Source organism: Segatella copri, assembly GCF_009494395.1.
Lineage (GTDB): Bacteria > Bacteroidota > Bacteroidia > Bacteroidales > Bacteroidaceae > Prevotella.
This window is the reverse complement of record NZ_VZCB01000092.1, coordinates 1-23,572: the sequence shown is the minus strand read 5'-3', so window position 1 is coordinate 23,572 and position 23,572 is coordinate 1. Positions and strand designations below refer to the sequence as shown.

General features: G+C 46.5%; 20 protein-coding genes and 2 pseudogenes. 16 read left to right on the top strand and 6 right to left on the bottom strand.

The annotated features are described in order from the left end of the window. Positions 1-14 precede the first annotated feature (14 nt). Positions 15-338 carry an ATP-binding protein gene (locus F7D73_RS12525; protein WP_153125196.1) on the top strand — a complete coding sequence of 108 codons (324 nt, stop codon included), beginning with the start codon at positions 15-17 and terminating at the stop codon, positions 336-338. Between the two features lie 111 nt (positions 339-449). On the opposite strand, the pseudogene F7D73_RS12520 reads toward F7D73_RS12525, so the two are convergent. Further along, positions 450-1,372: pseudogene (locus F7D73_RS12520) on the bottom strand (IS982 family transposase). Between the two features lie 611 nt (positions 1,373-1,983). Here F7D73_RS12520 and F7D73_RS12515 point away from each other — a divergent pair. Both F7D73_RS12515 and F7D73_RS12510 read left to right on the top strand, forming a co-directional pair. Next, complete coding sequence (locus tag F7D73_RS12515; RefSeq protein WP_153125195.1) at positions 1,984-2,589, top strand: HU family DNA-binding protein; 606 nt, start codon at positions 1,984-1,986, stop codon at positions 2,587-2,589. Between the two features lie 86 nt (positions 2,590-2,675). Next, positions 2,676-3,545 carry an N-acetylmuramic acid 6-phosphate etherase gene (locus F7D73_RS12510; RefSeq protein ID WP_153125194.1) on the top strand — a complete coding sequence of 290 codons (870 nt, stop codon included), beginning with the start codon at positions 2,676-2,678 and terminating at the stop codon, positions 3,543-3,545. Here F7D73_RS12510 and F7D73_RS12505 read toward each other — a convergent pair. After that, positions 3,492-6,050 (bottom strand): S9 family peptidase, encoded by a 2,559-nt coding sequence (locus F7D73_RS12505; RefSeq protein ID WP_153125193.1) that lies wholly within the window; start codon positions 6,048-6,050, stop codon positions 3,492-3,494. The genes F7D73_RS12510 and F7D73_RS12505 overlap by 54 nt on opposite strands. Positions 6,051-6,325: 275 nt before the next feature. Here F7D73_RS12505 and F7D73_RS12500 point away from each other — a divergent pair, with 275 nt between their 5' ends. Next, positions 6,326-8,563 carry an outer membrane beta-barrel family protein gene (locus F7D73_RS12500; protein ID WP_228117743.1) on the top strand — a complete coding sequence of 746 codons (2,238 nt, stop codon included), beginning with the start codon at positions 6,326-6,328 and terminating at the stop codon, positions 8,561-8,563. A gap of 278 nt (positions 8,564-8,841) precedes the next feature. Here the strand turns inward: F7D73_RS12500 and F7D73_RS12495 are convergent, their stop codons facing one another. Next, positions 8,842-9,516: a phosphatase PAP2 family protein gene (locus tag F7D73_RS12495; protein WP_228117742.1), complete on the bottom strand. Its 675-nt coding sequence runs from the start codon at positions 9,514-9,516 to the stop codon at positions 8,842-8,844. A gap of 74 nt (positions 9,517-9,590) precedes the next feature. Then, positions 9,591-10,103 (bottom strand): nitroreductase family protein, encoded by a 513-nt coding sequence (locus F7D73_RS12490; protein WP_153125191.1) that lies wholly within the window; start codon positions 10,101-10,103, stop codon positions 9,591-9,593. Between the two features lie 426 nt (positions 10,104-10,529). On the opposite strand from F7D73_RS12490, the gene F7D73_RS12485 reads away from it, so the two are divergent. The 11 genes from F7D73_RS12485 (at position 10,530) to F7D73_RS12435 (ending at position 20,504) form a co-directional block, all read left to right on the top strand. Next, positions 10,530-11,918 (top strand): Y-family DNA polymerase, encoded by a 1,389-nt coding sequence (locus F7D73_RS12485; protein WP_153125189.1) that lies wholly within the window; start codon positions 10,530-10,532, stop codon positions 11,916-11,918. Between the two features lie 48 nt (positions 11,919-11,966). Next, positions 11,967-12,425 carry a LexA family protein gene (locus F7D73_RS12480; protein ID WP_194256916.1) on the top strand — a complete coding sequence of 153 codons (459 nt, stop codon included), beginning with the start codon at positions 11,967-11,969 and terminating at the stop codon, positions 12,423-12,425. Between the two features lie 137 nt (positions 12,426-12,562). Next, the gene (locus tag F7D73_RS12475) at positions 12,563-13,642 is read left to right on the top strand and encodes a hypothetical protein (RefSeq protein WP_153125187.1); all 1,080 of its coding nucleotides are present in this window, start codon (positions 12,563-12,565) and stop codon (positions 13,640-13,642) included. A gap of 77 nt (positions 13,643-13,719) precedes the next feature. Continuing rightward, positions 13,720-14,565 carry a hypothetical protein gene (locus F7D73_RS12470; RefSeq protein ID WP_153125185.1) on the top strand — a complete coding sequence of 282 codons (846 nt, stop codon included), beginning with the start codon at positions 13,720-13,722 and terminating at the stop codon, positions 14,563-14,565. Positions 14,566-14,841: 276 nt separating this feature from the next. After that, the gene (locus tag F7D73_RS12465) at positions 14,842-15,273 is read left to right on the top strand and encodes a hypothetical protein (protein WP_228117741.1); all 432 of its coding nucleotides are present in this window, start codon (positions 14,842-14,844) and stop codon (positions 15,271-15,273) included. Between the two features lie 259 nt (positions 15,274-15,532). After that, positions 15,533-16,834, top strand: coding sequence for a hypothetical protein (locus tag F7D73_RS12460; RefSeq protein WP_153125183.1), 1,302 nt, complete (start codon positions 15,533-15,535; stop codon positions 16,832-16,834). Positions 16,835-17,146: 312 nt separating this feature from the next. After that, the gene (locus tag F7D73_RS12455; RefSeq protein WP_153125181.1) at positions 17,147-18,160 is read left to right on the top strand and encodes a CHC2 zinc finger domain-containing protein; all 1,014 of its coding nucleotides are present in this window, start codon (positions 17,147-17,149) and stop codon (positions 18,158-18,160) included. Between the two features lie 2 nt (positions 18,161-18,162). After that, positions 18,163-18,384 (top strand): DUF4248 domain-containing protein, encoded by a 222-nt coding sequence (locus tag F7D73_RS12450; RefSeq protein WP_153125180.1) that lies wholly within the window; start codon positions 18,163-18,165, stop codon positions 18,382-18,384. Between the two features lie 363 nt (positions 18,385-18,747). Then, positions 18,748-18,936, top strand: coding sequence for a hypothetical protein (locus tag F7D73_RS12445; protein WP_153125178.1), 189 nt, complete (start codon positions 18,748-18,750; stop codon positions 18,934-18,936). Between the two features lie 157 nt (positions 18,937-19,093). After that, positions 19,094-19,648, top strand: coding sequence for a DNA-binding protein (locus tag F7D73_RS12440; RefSeq protein ID WP_153125176.1), 555 nt, complete (start codon positions 19,094-19,096; stop codon positions 19,646-19,648). A 364-nt stretch (positions 19,649-20,012) separates the two neighbouring features. Then, on the top strand, positions 20,013-20,504 hold the full coding sequence (locus F7D73_RS12435) for a hypothetical protein (RefSeq protein WP_117693416.1): 492 nt from the start codon (positions 20,013-20,015) through the stop codon (positions 20,502-20,504). A 118-nt stretch (positions 20,505-20,622) separates the two neighbouring features. Here F7D73_RS12435 and F7D73_RS12430 read toward each other — a convergent pair. After that, positions 20,623-20,736 (bottom strand): annotated as a pseudogene (locus F7D73_RS12430) (substrate-binding domain-containing protein); the annotation flags it as partial. A 246-nt stretch (positions 20,737-20,982) separates the two neighbouring features. Here F7D73_RS12430 and F7D73_RS12425 point away from each other — a divergent pair. After that, entirely contained in the window at positions 20,983-22,356 is a 1,374-nt protein-coding gene (locus tag F7D73_RS12425; protein ID WP_153125172.1) for an NAD(P)/FAD-dependent oxidoreductase, read from the top strand. Positions 22,357-22,477: 121 nt separating this feature from the next. Here F7D73_RS12425 and F7D73_RS12420 read toward each other — a convergent pair whose 3' ends face one another. Continuing rightward, positions 22,478-23,485 carry a LacI family DNA-binding transcriptional regulator gene (locus tag F7D73_RS12420; protein WP_153125170.1) on the bottom strand — a complete coding sequence of 336 codons (1,008 nt, stop codon included), beginning with the start codon at positions 23,483-23,485 and terminating at the stop codon, positions 22,478-22,480. Between the last annotated feature and the right edge of the window lie 87 nt (positions 23,486-23,572).

Here is a 23,572-nt window from a genome sequence, read left to right as displayed (position 1 = left end):
CCTTACTTACCAGTATGACAAATGGAAATATAATACTATGTGGGAAAGATGTCAAGCATCGGATATGGCAGATAGCGAAGCCTATGCCTTCGTCAATCATCATTCTTCTCTTGACTTTATGCTCGAAGGTTTTTCTTGACAATCAAGTGGGTTCGCTCCCAGAGAATCCGACGATAGCCAATGTGTTTTATCGCAGTGGCTTGATGGAGTCATGGGGACGAGGCATTGGCCTTATCATGCAGAAGTGTGAAGAGGCGGGACTACCCCAACCTACCATCGACGTGAGTGTTTCGTTTGTCAATTTGACCATTTACTTTGCTCAGAGTTTAGAAACCTGAGTTCGGGATATGATTATGATCATAAAGTCTATGGCACAACAAGACAAGATATCTCATCCCTCCACAAGTGTGAATGGCTATCTATAGTTTGTAAGAAGTGAAAAGATTCCTTTATTGTATAACAGTAAGCAGCCCATCAACGTGTTCGATGCAATAATCGATGTTGATGGACGGCTTCTTCTCATAGAAGCTGTATGCAGCCAAAACAGACAGAACATTCATTGCAAAATTGAACACGCTGTGATGTCTTGAATGTACGAGTTTGCAACATTTTTCAGTTCGTCGTTGATGGTTTCTATAACCGAACGCTTACGGAGCAGAATCTTGTCATAAAGCGGCATGAGTTTGTTCTTCATGTTGCATTTCTGCCCTGTTACAAGTTCTATTCCATCGTTGAAAAGTCTCTCGAACAATCCTTGTGAAATGTATCCCTTGTCAGCGAACAATTTTCCGAACACATTGTCACTCAGCCTATTGAATACCTCTGGATTTCTGTCGTCAACGTTAGCCTTTGTAAGCATGAAATTCAAAAGTTTGCCTCTTTCATTGCATATCAGATGAAGTTTGAAACCAAAATACCACCCCATAGTACTCTTGCCAATCTCAGCATATCCCTTGAACACCTTGTTCCTTTTTATGCGCTTGTTATGGCAGACGGGGACACAAGTGCTGTCGATAAAGCTTATGCCTGTACACCTGCCGAAACAGAATAGCAGGATGAACAACATCATCTCGACTGCCACTTTGGATTCCAGCTCAATGAAGCGGTTATAGGAGAGCTGGTTGGGGAATAAGTCGCACAAATGATTCTTCACATAGAAAAGATAGTAATGCTTGAAATTACGGAACGTATTGAAGTGAAAATAGATGAGGATGGCCATTATTTCAGAACGACTCATTGCCCACTTGCGCCTTCTGTGCTTGCCTCCATTGGGTTCTGATATTGCCATTTTCTCTATTTCTGCATCATATTCTTTGCAAAAATCGTCGATAATACAAAAAATCTCTGTAATTTTGTCTTTGGTAATCTCCATAATCTTAGTATCCTTTAATTTATAATTTATTGGTTTACAGCCTTAAAGGTACTAAAATTTATCGAGATTACCAACTTTTAAAGCATATTTCTTATCCCGAACTCAGGTTCATAAGTATTCTGAATATAACTCTTTCTATCTGTTCTCCGATTCAGCAAGCCATCGGATCTCTTTTTAAATACGCTATTCGGATACAAAAATACATATTTTTATTTGATTACAACTCTATCGTATTGTTTAATTACAGATAATTAACCGTAAAAGACGCTTAATCATTACTTACTGCACAACAGCTGGATTACAAGCGCACAACACGTGTTGTGCAAGCGCATAACAGCTGATATGCAAGCGCACAACAGCTGTTGTGCGACTGACGGAAGTGACTTTTCCGGCAACATATACTTACTGTTCCAACAACTTATCCTACTTCTTCCGACAACTTATAAAGGCTTCTTACGATGCTTATTCCTATTGATAAGCAGTTCTAACCCACATCAATAGCACCGCTCATTCGTATCAATCAAACCGCTCATCCATAATAGTGCCATTTTTATTTGGTAGTTTAAGAATAAAAGATTACCTTTGTATCGCTAAACAGAAAGAAGAATACGATGGCTATAAAATATGAAATCCATTATCTTCCCAATGCTGGAGGAAATGAAGAGACACGCCGATTCGCCCATATCTTTGAGCAACCTGCGATGACAGACAAGCAGATGATAGAACGAATAGCCCAACATAGCTGTTTGGGAAAGGGAGAAGTGGCTACTGTCTTCATGCAACTGCGTGACATTATCGAAGAAGACCTGCAGGATGGAAAGCGTATCAACATCCCGGAAATCGGATACCTCTCACTCTCGGTAAATCTGGATATGGATGAACTGAAGCCTGACAGCAAGGTGAGAGCCGACTACGTTAGCGTAAGGGGCATCAAGTTCCGCCCCAATGAAGACCTGCTGAAACAGGTGAAGCATCATACTCATTTCGAGAAATCGCAATATACTTCCCGCTCCTACCCTTTCTCTGAAGATACCTTGAAGGAGAAAATAAGAGAGTATATGAAAAGCCATCGCTCCATCAACCGCAGAACCCTGGAAATGGAATTTCATATCCGCAAACAGACTGCACTCAACTGGTTAAAGCAACTGGAAAAATCCGGTTTCCTGATTAAAGAAGGTTCACGTAATGCTCCGGTTTATTTCCTGGCAGAAGAATAGAAACCTGCATCAGGATTATCGGCTATAGCCATAGGAAATAGCCTGAAATCAAGCTTTTCGTAATCTACAACCAAAAGTAAAATACTATGCCAAATAAAGAAGAAAAAAGAATAACAGAGCAGAGCTCACTCTACGAACATCTGGAAAAGATGAACGTGGATGAACTCACCGCTCATATCAATGCAGAAAACAAAAAGGTGGCTCTGGCAATAGAACAAGCATTGCCTGCCATCAACCAACTGATTTCCGCCATCGAAGGGCAGCTGAAGAAGGGCGGAAGACTCTTCTATGCCGGTTGCGGAACGGGCGGAAGACTGGCTACCCTCGATACCATAGAGGTGCAGAACACCTATGGCATCGACGGTTCACAGATACAAGCCATCTTCCCCGGAGGCATCGGCTGCCTTACGCAAACCAGGGAATCAAGAGAAGACGACCTGGAGAATGGTTGGCACCAGCTCTGCGATAAACATATCTCAAAGCAGGATTTCGTACTCGGTTTTTCTGCCAGCGGCACAACCCCATTCGTGCTTTCCATCTTGCAGCATTGCAAGAAAGAAGGCATTCCTACGGGTTGCATCGTCAACAATCCCCACGCTCCCATCGCCCAAGCAGCCGATTATCCCGTAGAAGTCATCACAGGACCGGAATTTGTAACGGGAAGTACCCGCATGAAAGCAGGCTCATCGCAGAAGATGATTCTGGACATGATAAGCACTTCCCTTCAGATCAGGCAAGGACGGGTGGAAGGCAACAAGATGGTGAATGCCAAACTCATCAACCATAAACTCATCGACCGTGCCTGCCGCATCTTCATGGAACGCAATCCGCAATATACGGACTACGAAGAAGTGAAACAGCTGATTCTGGAATCAGGAAGCGTGAAGAAGGCAGAAGAGAAATTACATCTTCTCGGTGCCGTACATATCGTTCCACCAACTGGCATCATCCTGTAACCACTTGGCAAACCAGGCGAAGATAGTATCTTGCCACTTGAGGCGCTTCTCGTAGTCTATGATGTGATGGTCCTGGTCTTTTACCAATACCATCGCTGTTGGACGGCCGAGGAGCTTCAATGCATTATAGAGCTGGATACTCTCGCCCACCGGTACATTGTTATCGGCAGTACCATGCAGAAAGAGCAATGGTGTATGAATCTTATCAGCATTGTAGAGCGGACTCTGATCAACGAAGAGATGCTTGTTGGTCCAAGGATACTCATTCGCCATGGAAACTTCGCTATAGCTGTAGCCCCAATAACCCTCGCCCCAATAGCTGGTATGATCGCTGATACCGGCATGAGAGATGGCTGCAGCAAAGAGGTCGGTCTTGGTCTGCAAATACTGGGTCATGAATCCACCATAGCTTGCACCGATACATCCTATCTTCTTACTGTTCACGAAGTTATGCTCCTTACAGAAAGCCTGCGTGCTGGCAATGATGTCTTCTGCCACGCCCTCGCCTGCCGTATCCACGTGGCGGGCAGAGAACTTCTGACCGAAACCGGTAGCACCGCTAGGATTAACCACCAGAACAACATATCCCATCGCTGCATATACATGATGAGGATAGCGACTCTGGAACATACGGGTGGTAGGACTGCAACCGCCGTAGTAATTCACAATCATAGGATATTTCTTCGCAGCATCGAAGTGAGGAGGCAGATAGTAACGGCAGCAGAGTGTATCGCCACGAGAGTTCACATAGTTCCATGCCTTGCATTCGCCCAGCTCGATGTCCTTCAGCAGTCGGGCACTGAGATCATCCACCAGCAGAGCCTTCTGTGCCTTGGTATTCATCTTGTAGAGACGGTCGGCATTGGAAGCACTCTGACCTGAGAATGCCATTTCCGGAGCAGCCGCTGCAATGGAGAAGCTCTTGATATTCTCTTCCGGAGTCTTCAGGAGAGTGAACTTTCCGGTCTTAGGCTTGAGCTGGAAGAGATGCATGCAGTCTTTATCCTCTGCTGTAAAATAGATGTTTCCATCCGCCTTACTCCAATCCACGCTCTGCACGTTAGGGTTGAAATCCCTGGTCATCGGTTTCACCTTCTTGTCTGCCAAAGTCATCAGATAGAGCTGTGTATCTATCATGCTTGGTGTCTGTCCCTCTTCTACATTCTTTCCGATGCCATTGAAAGCCTCAGGCGAACCGGTTATGAGGATGCTCTTGCCGTCTGGCGAGAACTGGGCACTATTGATGAATTCTCCCTTCTCTACCAAAGTCTCCACGCTCATATCGTTCAGATTGAGACGATAGAGGGAATTGACCGTTGTAGGACGCTTGGTAAGACGCTCCTCGCTCTTGCCGATGAGCAGATAGCGGGAGTCGGCAGAGATATCATTGAGATATACATTGTGATAGCCGAAAGTAAGAGGCTGGAGGATGCCCGATGCCAAATCATACTTGGCAAGATAGCTGCGGTTTCTCCATCCAGGCTGGCGGTCATCAGGCTCCTTTACATCAAACACCTGAGCATCCTGCTTTCTACCCTCCATATAAAGCGTATAGATAAGCGATTTCTCATCAGGAGTAAACTGGAACCAGCCTTCCGGAATATTAGCAGCCATCACCTCGCGCTCCATATTCAGCGGATTGATGGTGATAAGCTGCATGGCTCCGTCTGCCTTTCCTTCACCGGCGATGGCATTGTCGCCCGCCTTCTCGGTAAAGTACATCTTGTTGGTGCGAGGCATCCATCTTACGTTCTCCTCAAAGGAAGCAACGACCTTGTTGGTCTGGCTGTTTCTCAGCTCGTTGATGCTATGGTTCTTGCCCTGACGGTCTACCCAAGTCTTGCGCACAATCATAAACTTGCCATTTGGCGAAAGTGCCACACTTGAATAGTTTGGCATACAGATTACATCATATATATTAAGGGTGCGCTTGGTATTGGCAGAAGCCTCGCCCACGCTCAGCTGCTTGCCATCGGCAGCAGTAACGCTCACCTTGAAATCCTTGGCAGCATCCTTGTCTGCAGTCTTATCGGAAGACGAATCAGATACGGTGAGATATTTGATAACCACGGTATGAGTAGAAGGCAGCAAGACGGTCTCAGCCTTGTCACCATTCACCTTCACCTGCTCGCCATCTACGAAGAGGCGGTATTGCTTCAAGCCCTTTACCTCTACGGTAGCCTTGGTACGGCTGGTGTTAGATACGGTGAAGGAAGCCAGATGGAGTGCATTCTGCCTTGCATGATCAGCCAAGAGCTGAGAAGCAGCCACTTCCTTGGCATTATTCAATAGGTTGAACGATAATGGAGAGTCTAATACCCCCTCCATTGCAAACTTTTCTCCCTTCACATTTACGCTGTCTGCCATCCAGGGAGTAGACACAGGGAATGGTCCCACATGCTTCAGTTTCTGCACCTCGATAGTATCGGCATTGGCAGAAAGCGAAGCACAGAGAGCTGTGCTGAAAGTGAGAGCCCAAAGGCTCTTTCTTGTTGTTTTTATCATGATTTATTTCAATTATATTAAATTTTCTGCGAAATTACAAATAAAAGTTGAGATAAACGAAACTTTCGCTTACATTTTTTGCTTTTTATCGGGATTATTCTGTTTTTATGTTATCTGAATGTTAAGAAGAGCTTTCAGAAAGTTATAGTTGGGTTAAACCCCTATTCCAGCCATTGTCATTCCAAAAAAATCATTTACCTTTGCATCGTCAAACAGAAAAAATGACAAAGAAAATAACAGAATCAAGGAGTATTAAAACTAAAAAAAAGATTGTTATGAACAAGAAAAATATGATATTACTGAGTTCTTTGCTCGTATGTTCGCTCGAAAGCTTCGCACAGAACCAGGTAGAGGCTGCCGATTCCATCTGGAAGGATATGGACCTGGATGCAGTAACCGTGGTTGCCTCCAAGCCGCTGGTGAAGATGGAGACCGACAAGATGACCTACAACGTAGAGCAGGATGCCGATGCCAAGGCTTCTACCGTACTCGATATGCTGCGCAAGGTTCCGATGGTAACCGTAGACGGACAGGACAACATCACCGTGAATGGTTCTTCCAGCTTCAAGGTATACGTAGACGGAAAGCCAAATCCCATGTTCTCTGCCAACCCATCGCAGATATTCAAGGCGATGCCGGCAACCATGGTCAAGAACATAGAGGTAATCACCAATCCGGGAGCCAAATATGATGCAGAAGGAACGGGCGGTGTGCTCAACATCGTACTCAACAAGAAGACCTTGGGCGGAGCTGGAAGCAGCGACATCAGCAATGGATATAACGGCAACATCAGTGCCACTGCCGGCAATCAGGCGCAGAGCATCTCTGCCCTCATCAGCGGTCAGCAGGGCAAACTTACCTACAGTGCCAACGGTATGTACAACTACCAGAAGATGAACGGTACAACCATCTCCTTCGACCGTACGCAGAAAGACGGCAGCCTGATGAACTACTATCAGAAATCAGACATGAAGCAGCCGTTCTCGATGGGTAACATCAGTCTCAGCTATGAACTCGATTCGCTGAGCAACATCAGCGCCACGGCTGGCTTGACCACCTTCGGTCAGAAGCTGAACGGTCATCCGCTTACCCAGATGTCTGGCGGCATCTATGGCAAGGGCTTCGAATATGGCAACGAGATGAAGCAGAATCTGGACAACACTTCTTTCAATGGAAGCATCGACTATCAGAGATTCTTCAACAAGGAGCGCACCAACTACCTCATCCTCAGCTATCTCTTCAGCACCAACCCTACCCATATCGACAACTATACGTTCTACGATGACATCAGTCAGGTAACGGGAATTCAGCTCCACGACCTGCTCTCCAAGAGCAAAACCCGTGGCACGGAGCACACCTTCCAGGCAGACTTCACCCATTCGCTCAGCGAGACACAGCGCTTGAACTTCGGCGCCAAATACATCGCCCGCACCAACAAGAGCGATTCCCGCTACTACGATGTGGCAGCAGATAAGACCGAGACTCTGAACCCAGCCAACAGCATGGAATACAAGAACAACCAGAATATTCTGGCTGCATACGCTGAATGGAAAGGAAACTTCGGAAAATGGGGAACGATGATGGGAACCCGCTACGAGCAGACCTGGGAAAAGGTGAAGTTTGAGCAGGGCAAGGGCGATGACTTCGACAAACAGTACGGCAATCTCGTACCTAGCGCCAGCCTCTCCTACAACATGGCTCCGGGCATGAACATCGGAATGAACTATCAGCTGCGCATCACCCGTCCGGGAATCACCTATCTGAATCCATACGTAGACCGCAGTAATCCTACTGCCATCTCCTATGGTAATACAGACCTCGACGTGGTGAAGTCGCATCAGCTGAACATGGTATTCAATTACTATAACCAGCGATTCATGTTGAGCACCACCCTGGGTTACGGATTCTGCGACAACAAGATAGAGCAGTATTCCTTCCTCGATGCCGACAACCTGCTCAACACCACCTACGGCAATGTTTCGAAGACCCGCAACGCCAGCATGAATGTATTCATCAATTGGCTGATGTTCAAGAAGACAAGACTGATGCTGAACGAGAGCTTGAGCTACAACGATTTGCGCAGCGATGCCCTAGGATGGAAGAACAACGGATGGAACAGCAGCACGATGATCAACCTGCAACAGACCCTGCCTTGGGAACTGCAATGGACCGTGGGTAGCATCATCCAGACCAAGCAGCATAATCTGCAGGGCTATCAGAGCGGTATGGCATTCTTCTATACCACCCTCTCCAAATCTATCGTGAAGGATAAGCTTGACCTGAGTCTGATGTTCCTCACTCCTACCGACGACAAGCTCAACATCAAGCAGAAGACCGTGGGTTCGGATTACGTTCAGAACATGACCATAAAAGTGCCATTGCGCCAAATCAGTCTTACCCTGACATGGAAGTTCGGAAACACCAAGAAGCAATTCCAGCAGGCGAAGTCAAACATCAAGAATGACTTCCAGGAAGAGCAACAGGGAATCCAGACAGGAGGAATGGAGAAATAGTTTCGCCTGTGGTTCAAGAACGGGCTGAAGGCCCAAAAGCTCCTAGCCCAGGGCATCGCCCTGGGTATAATGGCAATCAGTAAGGCGCCCTGTAAGGGCAAAAGCTTTATGCTTTGTCTGGAGTTTTAAAGCTTTTGCCCTTACAGGGCGACAGGTTTGTGTACGTAATTACCCAGGGCGATGCCCTGGGCTAGGAGCTTCTGCCCTTTCAGGGCGTGTGGGGCTTACATGCGAAACTAGAATCTCTTAACTTCCCGAACGACCGCAGGGAGTGATAACTAGAATAATCTGATAGCTAAATCAATACCTGTCGGAGCTACCGAAAGACTGATATTGTCGTTAATATCTTTCTCTCCATCACTCTCCTTTCCTTTCTTTTTGTTCTTTCCCAGAATCCAATCGCCTATCAGATAGCCGGCTTCTGCTGAGGCTACACCGATGGCAGCACCCGCAACAACATCTTCCCAATGATGGCGATTGCGGCGCACTCTATCCACAGCCACTCCCGTAGCCACTGCATAGCCCGCCACACCAATCCAAGGAGAAACCTTGCGATATTCGTGCATCAATGTGGTGGCACCGCAGAAAGCCACAGAGGTATGTCCGGAAGGAAACGACTCGTTATCAGTCCCATCGGGTCTCATCTTGTGTATCGACTTCTTGAGCGAATAGGTTACAGCTGCATTGACGCCGAACGAGAGCACCGAAACAGCAATCCTTCGCTTCCAGGAACTCTCAGCCTCCACGCCCAGCATCTTCAATCCGAAGACAGATGCCGTTGGCACCAGGCGCAGGACATCATCGATTCCATCACCATGATAGCGCTTGTAATGGGTAGTCTGCTCTACAGGAACCGTTGTATTCTGCCCCATGGGCATCATCATACTTTGCGAAAAGACGGGGGCAGGAATCATCATGATTCCACCTATTAATATCTTTCTTATTTTTTTCATATTCATGTTAATATGTCGTACCCGGCATGTATGGCGAAAAGGGAAGCCATTTCCATTTTGCTTCCATTTTTATCCTAGATTTCTTCTACTATCTCGCTCATGTCCTTGCGTTTCTTCCCGGCATGAGGACAATCTTCTGCAATATGCCCGATAGGAATAATAACAACTGCCTCATAGCCCTCACGAGGGAAAAACTGCTGCATCTTTTCGGTATCGTAATTGCATACCCAGCAGGTTCCAAGTCCACGCTCGGTGGCTGCCAGACAAAGATGCTCTGTAGCAATGGCTACATCAATATCTCCATGAGGCTTCTCATCATATCTGCGAACCCAGTTTTCATTCACATTTCTCATGCCCACGATATACATCGGTGCTGTTTTAAACCACTCACGATCGTAGCATTCCTGCAATTTCTCCTTAGCCTCAGCAGAACGGACGATAAGCCAGAGCCAAGGCTGTCTGTTCACAGCAGACGGTGCCAACTGCACACACTGCATGATATAATCCAAATCCTCCTGGCTCACAGCCTCAGAGGTAAACTTACGAGCCGAGAATCTCGACTGGCTCAATGATAACATATCTTTCATATCGTTCTGATTTTACGATTATTCTAATCTAAATTATGGGCACAAAGTTAAGAAAAAATTACGGAACAACCAAAAAACAAGGATAAAAGGTAATAGGTTTCGGATTTTTTTTCGTAATTTTGCAGATTGTATAAGGATTAGTGGAATGAACTTTCGCCTGTGGTTCAAGAACGGGCTGAAGGCCCAAAAGCTCCTAGCCCAGGGCATCGCCCTGGGTATAATGGCAATCAGTAAGGCGCCCTGTAAGGGCAAAAGCTTTATGCATTGTCTGGAGTTTTAAAGCTTTTGCCCTTACAGGGCGACAGGTTTGTGTCCGTAATTACCCAGGGCGATGCCCTGGGCTAGGGGCTTCTGCCCTTGCAGGGCGTATGGGGTAAAACTTGAGGAAGTTCAGTTATACAAGAATTAGTGGATTATATTGAAAAAATGATAGGATTAGCAGATTGCAACAACTTCTACTGTTCGTGCGAACGAGTGTTTCGCCCCGACCTGATAGGGAAGCCCGTGGTTGTCTTGAGTAACAACGATGGGTGCGTCATCGCACGCTCTGAAGAAGCCAAGGCTTTAGGCTATAAGATGGGCGACCCATTCTATCAGGTAAAGGAAAAGTTGGAGGCAGAAGGCGTAGCTATCTTCTCCAGCAACTATACGCTCTATGGTTCTCTATCCAACCGCGTGATGTCGATGCTATCGCACTACTCACCCCATATCGACCAATACTCCATCGACGAGAGTTTCTTCGAAGTGGATCATTCCATGGCAAAGAGCTTTTTTGAAACAGATCATTCCATGGCAGAACGTTTCTTCAAGGAATATCCGAAGGAAAACGTTACTTCTGCTACATCAGATCCTTTGCTCCACCAATATGGTGCCAGGATTTCGGCTGATGTGCTCCGAGCCGTAGGCATCCCTATCTCCATCGGAATCGCAGAGACGAAGACTCTGGCAAAAATCGGTTCTAAATTCGCCAAGAAATACAAGGGATATCAGGGCTGTTGTCTCATCGACACAGACGAACGGAGACGCAAGGCGCTGTCTCTCTTCCCCGTAGAAGACATATGGGGAATAGGTAGGCAGATAGCCCGGAAGCTCGACTATATGGGAATCCGAACTGCTGCCCAGTTTGCGGAAAAGAAAGAAAGTTGGGTGCGCAGCCATTTCAACATCACCACCGTCAGGACCTGGAAGGAACTGAACGGAGAGAGTTGCATCAGCATCGAGGAATTGCCGCAGAAGAAGAGCATCTGCACCAGCAGGAGTTTTGCCGACGAGGGCATTACTGACAAGAACGTGATAGAAGAAGCCGTGGCTAATTTCGCAGTACGCTGTACAGAGAAATTAAGGAGACAAGGTAGCGTATGCCAGGGTATTACCGTGTTCGCATGGACCTCCAGATTCAATGAGAATGTGCCCGAATATACCATCCACGACTCCCTCACCCTACCCATCGCTACAAACGCACAAGATGAAATCGTGGGTGCCGCCCTCACCATTCTCAGAGCCAGATATCCGAAACCGATGACAGACAGCAGAGCTGACCGCCCCGACATGTCGTTTCACTTCAAGAAGGCAGGTGTCATCCTGTGGCAAATCTCACCCGACAGTCCTCGCCAACAGGACCTCTTCGACCCTATCGACCGAAGCAAGCAAAAAGCGCTGATGGAAGCCATCGATGCCATTAACCGCAAGAACGGCTATGGCACGATAAGGCAAGCCATACAAGGCACCGATTGCCAATTCGATTTGAAACGGGAATACATGTCAAAACGTTTCACAACGAACATCAACGAAATACTGAAGGTAAAAACCCAATGAGATGCAAAATTAGCCCCTTTCAAAAAATGGGCTCCATAAACTAAGAAAATGAATAAGAATAACGAAAATAATATAAAGCTGACATTTCACCCTGCGGAATTCGGAGAAAAGATGCCGATTCCGCTGGCTGAACAAAGCGTAAAAGCCGGCTTCCCTTCGCCGGCACAAGACTATATGGAGGGAGAAATAGACCTCAACGATATTCTGGTTCGCCATCGTGAGGCAACTTTCTACGTGCGTGTTTCGGGCGACAGCATGAAGGATGCAGGCATTTTTGACGGTGACCTCGCTGTGGTTGACCGGCAGATAGAACCCTCTAACGGCAACTTCGTCATCGCCTTCGTGGATGGCGAATTCACCATCAAACAGTTCAAAATGGACGAAAGCGGAACCTTTGGCTGGCTCATCCCATGGAACAGTGAATTCTCTCCTATCCGTGTAGATGAAACCAACCGCTTCATGGTTTGGGGCGTGGTGACCTATGTGATTCATCAGATTGCCGAATAGTTTTAAGTTAAAGAACGTAAAATAATTAATCGCTTTCGGTATTTTTTATTACTTTTGTTGGCTAAAATGTGGCATTTCAATACTGCACCAAACACAAATTAATAAAAAATAATAAAACAAAATAATCAAAAAAAGCCATGGAATACGCTTTATATAGATACGAGTTTGAGGTCATAGAGAAGAAAGACTCCTCCATAAACCTATTCCCCGAACTATCGGAGAGTTTTAACCCAAGACAGGCATTCGAGAAAAAGAGCGAACTGCTCAACTATCTGCTAGAAAATGACTATCAGATGCTCCTTGCAGAACAAAATCAGCAGGTTGCCGAACAAAATCAGCAGGCTGCCGAACCAAATCAGCAGGTTGCCGAACGTTGTCCCTTTCCTGTTAATCCGGCTAGCGCAAAAACTGAGCTAGCCTTTCCCTTTGATTGGGCTAGCGTAAAACCAACGCTAACCTTTACCAGCAGCAGAAAGAAAAAGCTCTACCACAAATACACTTCTGCACCGAAGGATGGATTTGCCATCCTGGAACTAGCCCGCTGTAGAAGCATAAGCCATCGTCCGCAACCCTTTTTGGATAAAGCCGTGATAGAAGACGACTACGAGTCACTTCACATCATCATAGACAACCGCGGCACCTATCAGCGTGTAGCCATCGAAGTGAAATCTTCCGTATTCAAAAAGACCGATACCGTGGCCGATTCACTTGCCCGTGCCCTGAGCGAGGCATTTGCCCGCTATGGACTCGTGGTGAAAGTGGTGCCCATCCGCGATGACAAGCACTTCTGGAGTTTAGTGAGCGACAGAAAGCAGTTTCCACGTGGTTTCAATAAACTGTGTGTAAAGTTTCCACAAATCAACGACCCAAAAGTAACCGAAGCTATGAGACGTGCCAATATCATCTATCGTGAAATGTTTCATTCCAATCTCGTTATCATACAAGAATCGTCTGAGGGAGAAAAACTCAGTTTCAACGAAGAAGACGAGAAACAGAGAGAATACATGAAACTTTGCGCAGAAAATGCCGACAGCATCCAGGTATCGCCAATAGGCGCCCGCCCTATCACGCTTGGAGGAAAAACTGCCAAGACGCAACAGATGACTGATGCGGAACGTAAAAACATCGAGGATGTAAACCACGAGATAGGGCTCTTCGATGGCGACCCAATTCAATCCACCCAATCATTCATGGACAAAGCATACGGTAAAGCATGACACAAAACGACAGAAGGCGCAAGAACCTCAGAAAAGAAGAACCGATTTATAGACAGCAGGCTCAATACCTACGAATAATGGGAGAAAAAAAAGCCTCTGACACAACAAATGACGATGTGGCAGATAAACTCCGCAACCTAGACCTCCTGACTTGGGATGAGACCGAACGATACTTCGCCCGATTCGCCGAAGACCTGGATGATGCGAGCTATGCGGTGACCGACTTGCTTATAGAAACAGCCTGCCTAGGCAGAACTATAGGAATGGAAAGGGAATTGCCTCCCCTGATAGCTGCCCTAACTTTCGCAAGATTGATGGCAGCCGGCGACGAGGTGTTTGAGAAATATCAGGACATCTGGATAGCCATCATGAGCTCACAAGACCGCAATCCAGAAGCCAAGCCCCTCTTCGAGAAATTCTGTCAAGAGATAGAGGCCAACAAGTTCGACCCATCCACCGGCAAGGAGACCATCTACCGCCGTGGCGACCCGATAAAGCGATTCAGAAGTACTGGGGTGGCTAAGACGGACGCTCGGCAAGAGGCGCTGCTCTACGGGATACTGGAAGCCACCAAGGAATGGAACAGAAAGGAGGCTTTCAAGGCTTGCTGGCCCCTATGGGAGGAGCTGTGGAAGTACTTGCTGGAGAAGGAGGAGCTGGTAGAGGAAATCTCCCGAAAGCATCCCAAAAGCAGCTCAAACAACACTTCTATCAACATCACACTGGTGTGCAATGTGGCTGGACTTCTGAACAGTCATTTAAAAACCCAGGGCCACGATGTAGCTTCCTGCTCAAGACTTGCAGACTTGATCAAGGAAAATTGGAACTCCTCGCAGAGCCACAAGGAATTGAGCAAAATCACCAAACTCTCAGATGAGCAAGCAAAGCTGATAAAAGTCTGGCTCACCATGAACATTAAATAAAGATTACCCCAGAAAATTACCAACAAATTACCATTTTTTCGCTAACTATCTGAAAGTGAGCGGGTAATTTGGTGGTAATTATTTTTTTGAAAGTACCTTCTACCACCTTTTGACCATCCACCATCTATTACTACCTTTGCACCCGTCGAAAGGACAAAACAAATTGTTTAATCTGAGTTGATACGAGTCTATCAGAGGGAGAGTTCCCGGGAAATAAGTGTCGACACCTTTCTTTTCTTGAAAAGGCTCTCTTCTACTCGCAAAAATTTTCAGATTATGAACAATCAGAATTTTCAGATAAACGGTGTGAAGCACACCCAGTTCTTAACCGCTGCCCAGCAGCACTCCGAGTTCTTAACCGCCCAGCAGCACACACTGCTCTCTGGCATGGCTTCTTACGACGGTGGCAGAAACTTCCTCTTCTCGCCCGATGAGCCTGTGGCAGGCCTGTTGCCACGATTCCGATGCCATGGCATCGCTCAGCAGATGACCGACGGCACCTTCGACTTCGTGGCCAAGCCCAAGATGAAGCCGCAGTCGCAGCTCATCAAGAAGCTGGCGCACGGCAGAGTGAGCAAGACCAAAGATGAGGCCATACAGCTCACACTCAAAGTGTATTGCGACGAGGGCGAAAACATCGCCGAGGCTATCTACAAGGAAGCTGGTATCGCCAAGGACGCCATCGTGGACTATCAGATGAATAGATGATTTTCGGGGGCTAAAACTGCTTGACAAACTCAGCTTGCAGGCAGCAAAACCGTCTCAGCGTCTCAGTCTCAGTTAGGAAAAAAGTCACAATTCCACTTCACACCCCCTTTCTTATACCTTATAACTTATTGATAATTAATTAGTTATATAATATATAGATAGAAGCGGATACCCCTTTTAAAACAACTGAGACGCTGAGACTGAGACGCTAAGCCACCCAAGTAACAAACCAAAAATTGATTTAATTCTCTATAAAGCAATGAATTACAACATTTTTAGCAGCACCGCTCCAGCGATGCCAAAACCGGGCAAAGGCACAGAATTTGTGAAATTTGCCCTCTCACAAGCCTCAAAAGACATGCGAGAAGTGCTCATTCCGATGGCAATTCCTGCCTTGGCAGCCCATCTCACGGACGTAAGATTCATGTATTGCGACAACAAATTTTATGAAATGTGCGGCCAAATGGGGCATTTGATAGGTCCTTCGGGCATCGGAAAGGCGCAATTGAGCCATCTTGTAGAGGCAATCATGCGACCTTTTCGCAAACACGATGAGATAGAGTATAAGAAACTCGTGGACTGGCAACGACAGATGAAGACCAAGGGTGCCAACAAGGAAAAACCCGAGCGTCCGGACGTGAGCTTCTGGTTTCCACCTGCCGACATCACCAACCCTGCCTTCATACAGAATGCCATGGCGCTGGAGAAGCTGGGCGAGCGAACCCAATACCTCAACCTGCCCGAGGTGGAGATGGCAGACAAGATGTGTGGTGGGCACAGGCAGGTGAGCCAGATGGTGAGAAACATCTACGACTGTCAGCGAGCTGGTGCCCTGCGTGCCACGGCTGATGGCGTGACGGGTAACCCCGTGCTGCGGGTGAACCTCACTTTTACTTCCACCCCCGATGCCGCCCGCCTCTTCTACAAGAAAGACTTGACCAACGGTTTCTTCGGCAGAATCCCCTTTGCCTACAAGGCTCGCGGCGAGCGACTGGGCAGGATTCCACGCCAAGGCACCTATGGGCAGGACTTCATGGAACAGCTGGACAGCTATCTGCTCAGGTTGGACAACTGCAAGGGCGCATTCACCGTGAAGCCGCTCAACAAGATAGCCGACCAGCTGGCAGAGGAGATGGCGAAGCTTGCCGACCTGGCCGATGATGACATGCTTTGGGAGCTCTCCCACCGCAGCATCTTCTCGGCATGGAAGAAGGGGGCAGTGCTGTGGATTCTGAACGATCAGCAGTGGGCTCGAAGCATCAGCGACTTCGTGGTGTGGTTTTGCTACTATGACCTGTGGTCGAAGGTAAAGGTATTCGGCGACATGTTTAAGGGCGCAGATGCCAACGAGGAGGAGACTCAAAAGAACGGACCAAAGAACATGCTCGACAGCCTGGATAATTCCTTCAACGAGCAGCAGCTGGAGGCATTGCGCCTGAGCCTCGGCAAGAGCAAGGAGGGCACCAAGCATCAGCTCAGAGTTTGGAAGAACCGTGAGTTTATCACCTACTGTGCCCAGACTGGACTTTACACCAAGACGCAGGAGTATCTGAAAAAGTAAAAAATTCAAGTTTCGCATGTAAGCTCCAAACGCCCTGAAAGGGCAGAAGCTCCTAGCCCAGGGCATCGCCCTGGGTAATTGGGGACACAAACTTGTCGCCCTGTAAGGGCAAAAGCTTTGTATATTGCCCAGTATTTTAAAGCTTTTGCCCTTACAGGGCGCCTTGCTGATTGCCATTATACCCAGGGCGATGCCCTGGGCTAGGAGCTTTTGGGCCTTCAGCCCGTTCTTGAACCACATGCGAAAGTTCAGTAAAAAAGACTTTTGTTTGGAAAAAGACTTTTGTTTGAAAAAAGTAAAAAAGACTTTTGTATGGAAAAATATGAAATTCAAAAGCTCCGCGACCTTCCAATAGAGGAGGTCGCAGAGCGACTGGGAATGCAGGTGTCGAAGCACAAGTGCCTCTGCCCTTTCCACGACGATCATCACGCCAGTTTCTCGTTCAACACGAGGAAGAACTATTGCCGCTGCTACGTATGTATGGACCACAGCATCGGCACCATCGACCTTGTGATGAAATATACAGGCAAGGATTTTCTCTCGGCTTGCCATTGGCTGGCAGATGCGCATCAAGTTTATATAGCAGATGGAAAGGAGAAATATTCTCCGGAGAAAGCACCCACCTCGAAAGCACCCTCCTTTGATGCCAGCAAGTACGCCCGATTCTTCGAGCATCCTTGGCTCAACGAGGCGGCACGTAGATTTCTTTTCGAGGAGAGACGGATTGATGCGAGAGTGGTAAACTGGTGCCGACTGACATCATGGACGGATAAGGAGGGCATCAGTTGGCTACAGACTCCTTACTATGACGTGGACGGAAAACTCATCGGCATCCAAAACAGAAATCTCGGCAAGGCGAATCTTAACAAAGAAGCTTCGGGAAAGAGCGATTTAGGCAAGGCGAATCCAGATAAAGAAGCTTCGGGAAAGAGCATTCCCCGCTTCCGATTCCCCTACGGTTCGCAATGCGGCATCTATAACCTGCCCGTCACAAGACAGCTTTCGCCTGGTGAACCTCTTTACATCACCGAGGGGTGCAGCGACTGCTGGGCGATGCTCTCTGCCGGACACAAGGCGATAGCCATTCCGTCTGCCACGCTCTTGAAACCAGCCGACAAGCAATGGTTGGCAGAAATGGGAGAAAAGCTCAAGATAGAATGGCACATGTATCCCGACAAGGATGCGCCGGGCGAACATCTCTACATGCAGTTGAAGGAGATTCTGCCCTCGCTAGTGCATCACCAGTTGCCCCCTGGATGCAAGGATTTCAGCGACTATTTTCTGATGCGAAAGTTCAGGAAGTTATTAATTTTTAAAGCAAAATAAATATGGAAGAATTTATCATTCACACGTACACCAAGAAGGAACTTGCCCTGATGTACTTTCCCGAGAGCATGCCACGCACTGCCGTCAACCATCTGATGGCTTGGATTCGACTTTGTACCCCTCTGTGGGATGAACTCCAGAAGATGGGCTACAAGAAGACCAGCAAGGCTTTCTCGCCTAAACAGGTGAAGGCCATCGTGGAGTATCTGGGCGAACCGGGATAATACCGTTTCAGAAATTTACGAAAAAATATTCTGAAAAATGTGCCGCCATCTCACGGCATCAGCCGCCAACGCATAACCGCTGGCGGCTGTTTTTGTATCTTTGCATCGTGATTCAGAAAGCGCTGGAAAATCACTTTCCTAGTTGGAGAAAAATATTTCTCCAGTTGGAAAAATGAAAAAGAGCATCTGGAGAAAGTCTCTGAAAAGAAAGAGAATGTCTCAGACAAGAAAGAGAAAGTCTCAGACAAGGATGAGAATGTCTCAGATGCATCAAGTTATAACCTAGACTCCATGTCCCGATACGAGTCCTTCTTTTCCTTTTTTATAAGAGGACGGGAAGTTAAAAGGGGGCAAGAGAAACGTATGAACCCAAACATGAAAGCATTCATCAAGTATCTCATCGTGGCCGTGTGCTCTGCCATCGTCACCTACCTCACCAGCTCGTGCACCGCAGGACTGGTAATAGGAAAGAACCAACGACAGCAACAGGAGAACAATATCTCCACCCGAGCCGATTCCACTCACTTCGTGCCTACCATCACCATTAGATAAATGGTAAAAAGAATTTTTTAAAGGTAAAAAAGTAAAAAGGTAAAATTACGAAGGGAAAGATATTGACAACCAAGTCTCCATTTAACTTGGAAATTACGATTATCAATTTTCTAAATTATTAATTATAAATTATTAATTATAAATTATTTAAAGTATTATGGCAATTAATCTGAAAGCAAAGGAAACCCTCATCCAGGTGGGTGAGTTGAAAGGTAAGTATCGTTACGTGCTCGGCACCGAGCTTTACAACAAGCTCTCTGAGAGCAAGGTTATCAAAGAGGCTGCTCTGCGCAGCGGAGTGAGCCGAGGCGTGATGCAGGCATGTTGGGATGCCGCAGGCGAGGTAATCAAGGCTTGGACCACCGAAGGTCACTCCGTGGCTATTCCAGGACTGGGCACCATGAGATTTGGCGTAAGAGCCAAAAGCGTGGAAACCGTGAACGAGGTGGCAAGCGGACTCATCACTGCCAGACGTGTCATCTTCACGCCTAACGTGGAAATCAAACAGGAACTGATGGACACTGCCATCCAGATAACCTGCTACGACCGCAACGGCAAGGTCATCAAGAACGTTACCTCTGGCGATAAAGGCGATGTAGAAGACCCAGACAACAACCCAGGCGGAGGCGAAGGCAAAAAACCAGGCGGAGGCGAAGACAACAACCCTGGCGGAGGCGAAGACAACAACCCTGGTGGCGATATAGGTTTGTAATAGCCCTACAATCATACGATAAAGACAGGCGGCTGTGCTCAAGCAATTGGGTACAGCCGTTTTTTTTACACAAAATTACGCTAAAAACTGCCGAATAGCTTAAAATGAGCGATTTATAACGGTTTCACCTCAATGGAGGTAATGATTTAGCAACATTCCTAATTTCTGCAATCTGCGTACATTTGCAGTCAAACAACTCTTTTTGGTTGCAAAAAAACAAAAAAGAAGGAGTTTACATGTCAAGATTTTTATAAAGAATGTTAAAAATAACAATAAATATTTGCAAATCTTTTATTTATTCACATTTTTGCATTATATTTGTGGCGAAAAGAAATTAATAGATAAACTCATATAGGATAAAACAATGAAGAAATTATTGGGTATCATATTATTGACAGTATTGGTTGTATTTAGTTCATGCAACTCTAATACAGATGCTTTTCTTACGGAAACATCACCACAACTATTTGGTGTATGTCAAGTAAGCACAGGCAATGTTGTGCAACATAAGGATTCTATAGCCTTTACTGATTTAGATATTGCATGGTTCAATCCTAAAACACGAGAAATCAAATTTAAGGAATATGATAAAATAAAATCTATTCCAATCTATGCATCAATAAGTGTAAAAAGTTCATCTGAAACACTGTTCATTATAGCTGCTAATATCAATCCTGTTGTGAATCGTGCATATGATGATTTGGTCTTATTCTGTGACAAGGATGGCAAATACTATCTCAACGATAATTATCCGAATTATTGGAATTTAGAAAAGACAAAACAAAATGCAGATAAGCGTTCTGAAGGTTGGAATAAGTTTATCAATCTTCTCAGAAAAGAAGGGCGTATCAAATAATTAAAAGAGACGGAAAATTCCGTCTCTTTTTTAAGTTATGCAGCATGAAAGTAATATGATTATGAGACGCTAACTCAACTTTTTCTAATACTTTATCCCTTATCTTTTACCTTGCAAACGTGCCCGAAAAACCAGCCACGAAAATCTCTTCCGGTACCCGCTTACCCAAAGCGCGGAGCCGCTTCTGCGCACCTATCGCCAAAGTATCAGTAAAGGCGAAGACGGCATCAAAAAGATGGAAGAACTCCTCAAAATGCTATCTGTATATTACATTTTATAACATCAGTTACCCGTTTCTGAAATGGAAACGATTGCAACAGTCTTCTACCCTGTTTTTCTACACTTCTTTCTTTGCCGTCTCAATTAAAAGCTGTACCTTTGCAAGCGAATTTCAGCGATGACTAGGCTAAATGCCTATAATATGAAAAATCAGTAGCAAATATATGTAATTAATTTATACAAACAAACAGCAGTAGTTATGAGTATTAATATCAAGAGAAATCAGTTGAAGAGAGTTGTGATTGTAGGTGGCGGACTCGGTGGTCTTCGTTTGGCAGAAGACCTCTGCAACGCAAACCTGCAGGTGGTGTTGATTGACAAGAACAACTTCCATCAGTTCCCTCCGCTTATCTATCAGATTGCCTCGGCAGGTATCGATCCAAGTTCCATCTCCTTCCCGTTCCGCCAGATTTTCCGCAAGCGCAAGAACTTCTACTTCCGCATGGCAGAAGCGAGAGCCGTATTCCCAGACAAGAAGATTCTGCAGACTTCCATCGGTAAGATTGAGTACGATTACCTGGTGTTCGCAGCAGGAACCACCACCAATTTCTATGGCAATGCCAACATCGAGAAATGGGCGATTCCGATGAAGACCGTTTCTGAGGCAATGGGATTGCGCAACGCTGTGCTGAGTAACCTGGAGCGTGCATTGACCTGTGCCACAGAAGAGGAGCGACAGGAACTGCTGAACGTAGTGATTGTAGGCGGTGGTGCTACAGGTGTGGAGATAGCCGGAGCCCTCTCTGAAATGAAGCGCTACGTGATTCCTTATGATTATCCTGATATGGACTCATCTCTGATGCACATCTATCTCCTGGAAGCGGGCGACAGACTGCTCGCCGGAATGTCACAGGACTCTTCTAAGAAAGCATACGAATTTCTTACCAGCATGGGTGTGGATGTACAGTTTGGCAAGATGGTAACCGACTACAAGGACCACAAGGTTCTGATGAAGGATGGTCAGGAGATTCCTACCCGTACCTTCCTCTGGGTATCAGGTGTAAAGGCACAGCCTATCACGGGTATCGATGGCGATCATCTGGGCCGTGGTTTCCGAATCGTAGTAGATGAATTCAACCGCATCCCTGGTATGGACGGTCTCTTTGCCATCGGCGACCAGTGTATCCAGACCACAGACCCAGCTTATCCTGGCGGTCATCCACAGTTGGCACAGGTAGCCATTCAGCAGGCAGCACTCCTGGCTAAGAATATCCAGAAGATTGCCGAGGGAGCCGCTGATTCCCAGCTCAAGCCTTTCCGCTACAAGAACCTGGGCTCTATGGCTACCATCGGAAGACACAAGGCTGTGGTAGAGCTTGGCAAGTTCCACAGCCAGGGCTTCTTTGCCTGGGTATTGTGGCTGGTAGTTCACCTCCGCTCTATCCTTGGCGTAAAGAACAAGGTAATGGTAATGCTCAACTGGCTCTGGAAGTACGTAAGCTATAACGATTCTATCCGAATGATTACCTACGCCACCAAGCCTAAGGAAGTGCGCGACCGTTTGAAGCGTGAACAGACCACTCACCTCGGCACCGACTTGCTGGAGAATGAAGAAGAGGAAGAGGAAGCTTAAGATAAGGCGATAGATTAAGTTTAAAAGCTTAAGATAAAGAGATAGAAAACGGGTGTATCATTCAATAATATAGATGATACACCCGTTTCTTTTATGCAGATTCCAGAAGTCGATACCTTTATTAAGTAGATTCCCTTATCACGGTTTCACCTCTCAATACAATTTCCTCTATCCTTCTATAGCCATCGGCAATATGCTCCAGCAACAGTCGGCAACTTTCCTGCGCCATTTTCTCAATAGGCTGTTCTACTACCGTCAACTGAGGATGAACCAAGGTAGCCAAGGCTGTGCCCGACATGCAGCAAAGTGCCACATCCTCCGGAATGCGCAAGCCACGCTTCTGGATAGCACTCTTGGCTCCCAACACAGCAGTCTCCGTAAAGCCAAAGACCGCATCAAAGGGCACATTCTTCTCCAGGAAACGCTCCATCACCCAACTACCCTCTTCAGCCGACAAGGCTGGCGACAAGACATCCTGTGCCTGATACTCTATATGAAACTTTTCCAGCGCATCCCTATAACCCCTCAATCGTTCATAGCTGTTTCGGATATAAGCAGGTCCCGGGATATGAATAATATGCTTATACCCCTTGCGCAACAAAGCCTCCACCATGAAAAACGACATGATGTAATCGTCCATGTGCACCTGTGAAGCCTTTACCTTCTCCACCGTTCTATCGAAAAACACGATGGGAATGCCCCTTTTTATCACCTTATTATATAGGTCCACATTATGCTCCTTATCGCATGCACTCATCAGGATGCCATCCACACGCAGCTGCTCCATCATCAGAATGTTCTCTCTCTCCTGCTCAGGATTCTCGTTAGAGATGGCAATCATCACCTTATACCCCTGCTTGCGCAAGATGGCTTGAGCTTCATTGATAAAGGTCATATAGAACGTTGTTACGATTTCGGGAATGATGATGCCGATGTTATGAGTACTCTGCTGGCGAAAGTTCACAGCCAGTTCGTTGCGATGATAGCCCATCCGCTCGGCAGTTGCCAATATCTTCTGCAAGGTTTCCGTCTTCACATTACCCGTATCTCCCGAAAGAGCACGCGAAACGGTGGACTTGGAAATCCCCAGTTCCCTTGCAATATCCATGATGGTTACATATTTTGCCATATCTCTTTTTGGTTTCTTGTTATATGTGCTTGCAAATTTATATAAAATTTTCGAATTATAAGCAAGTAATATAAAAAACTTGAATGA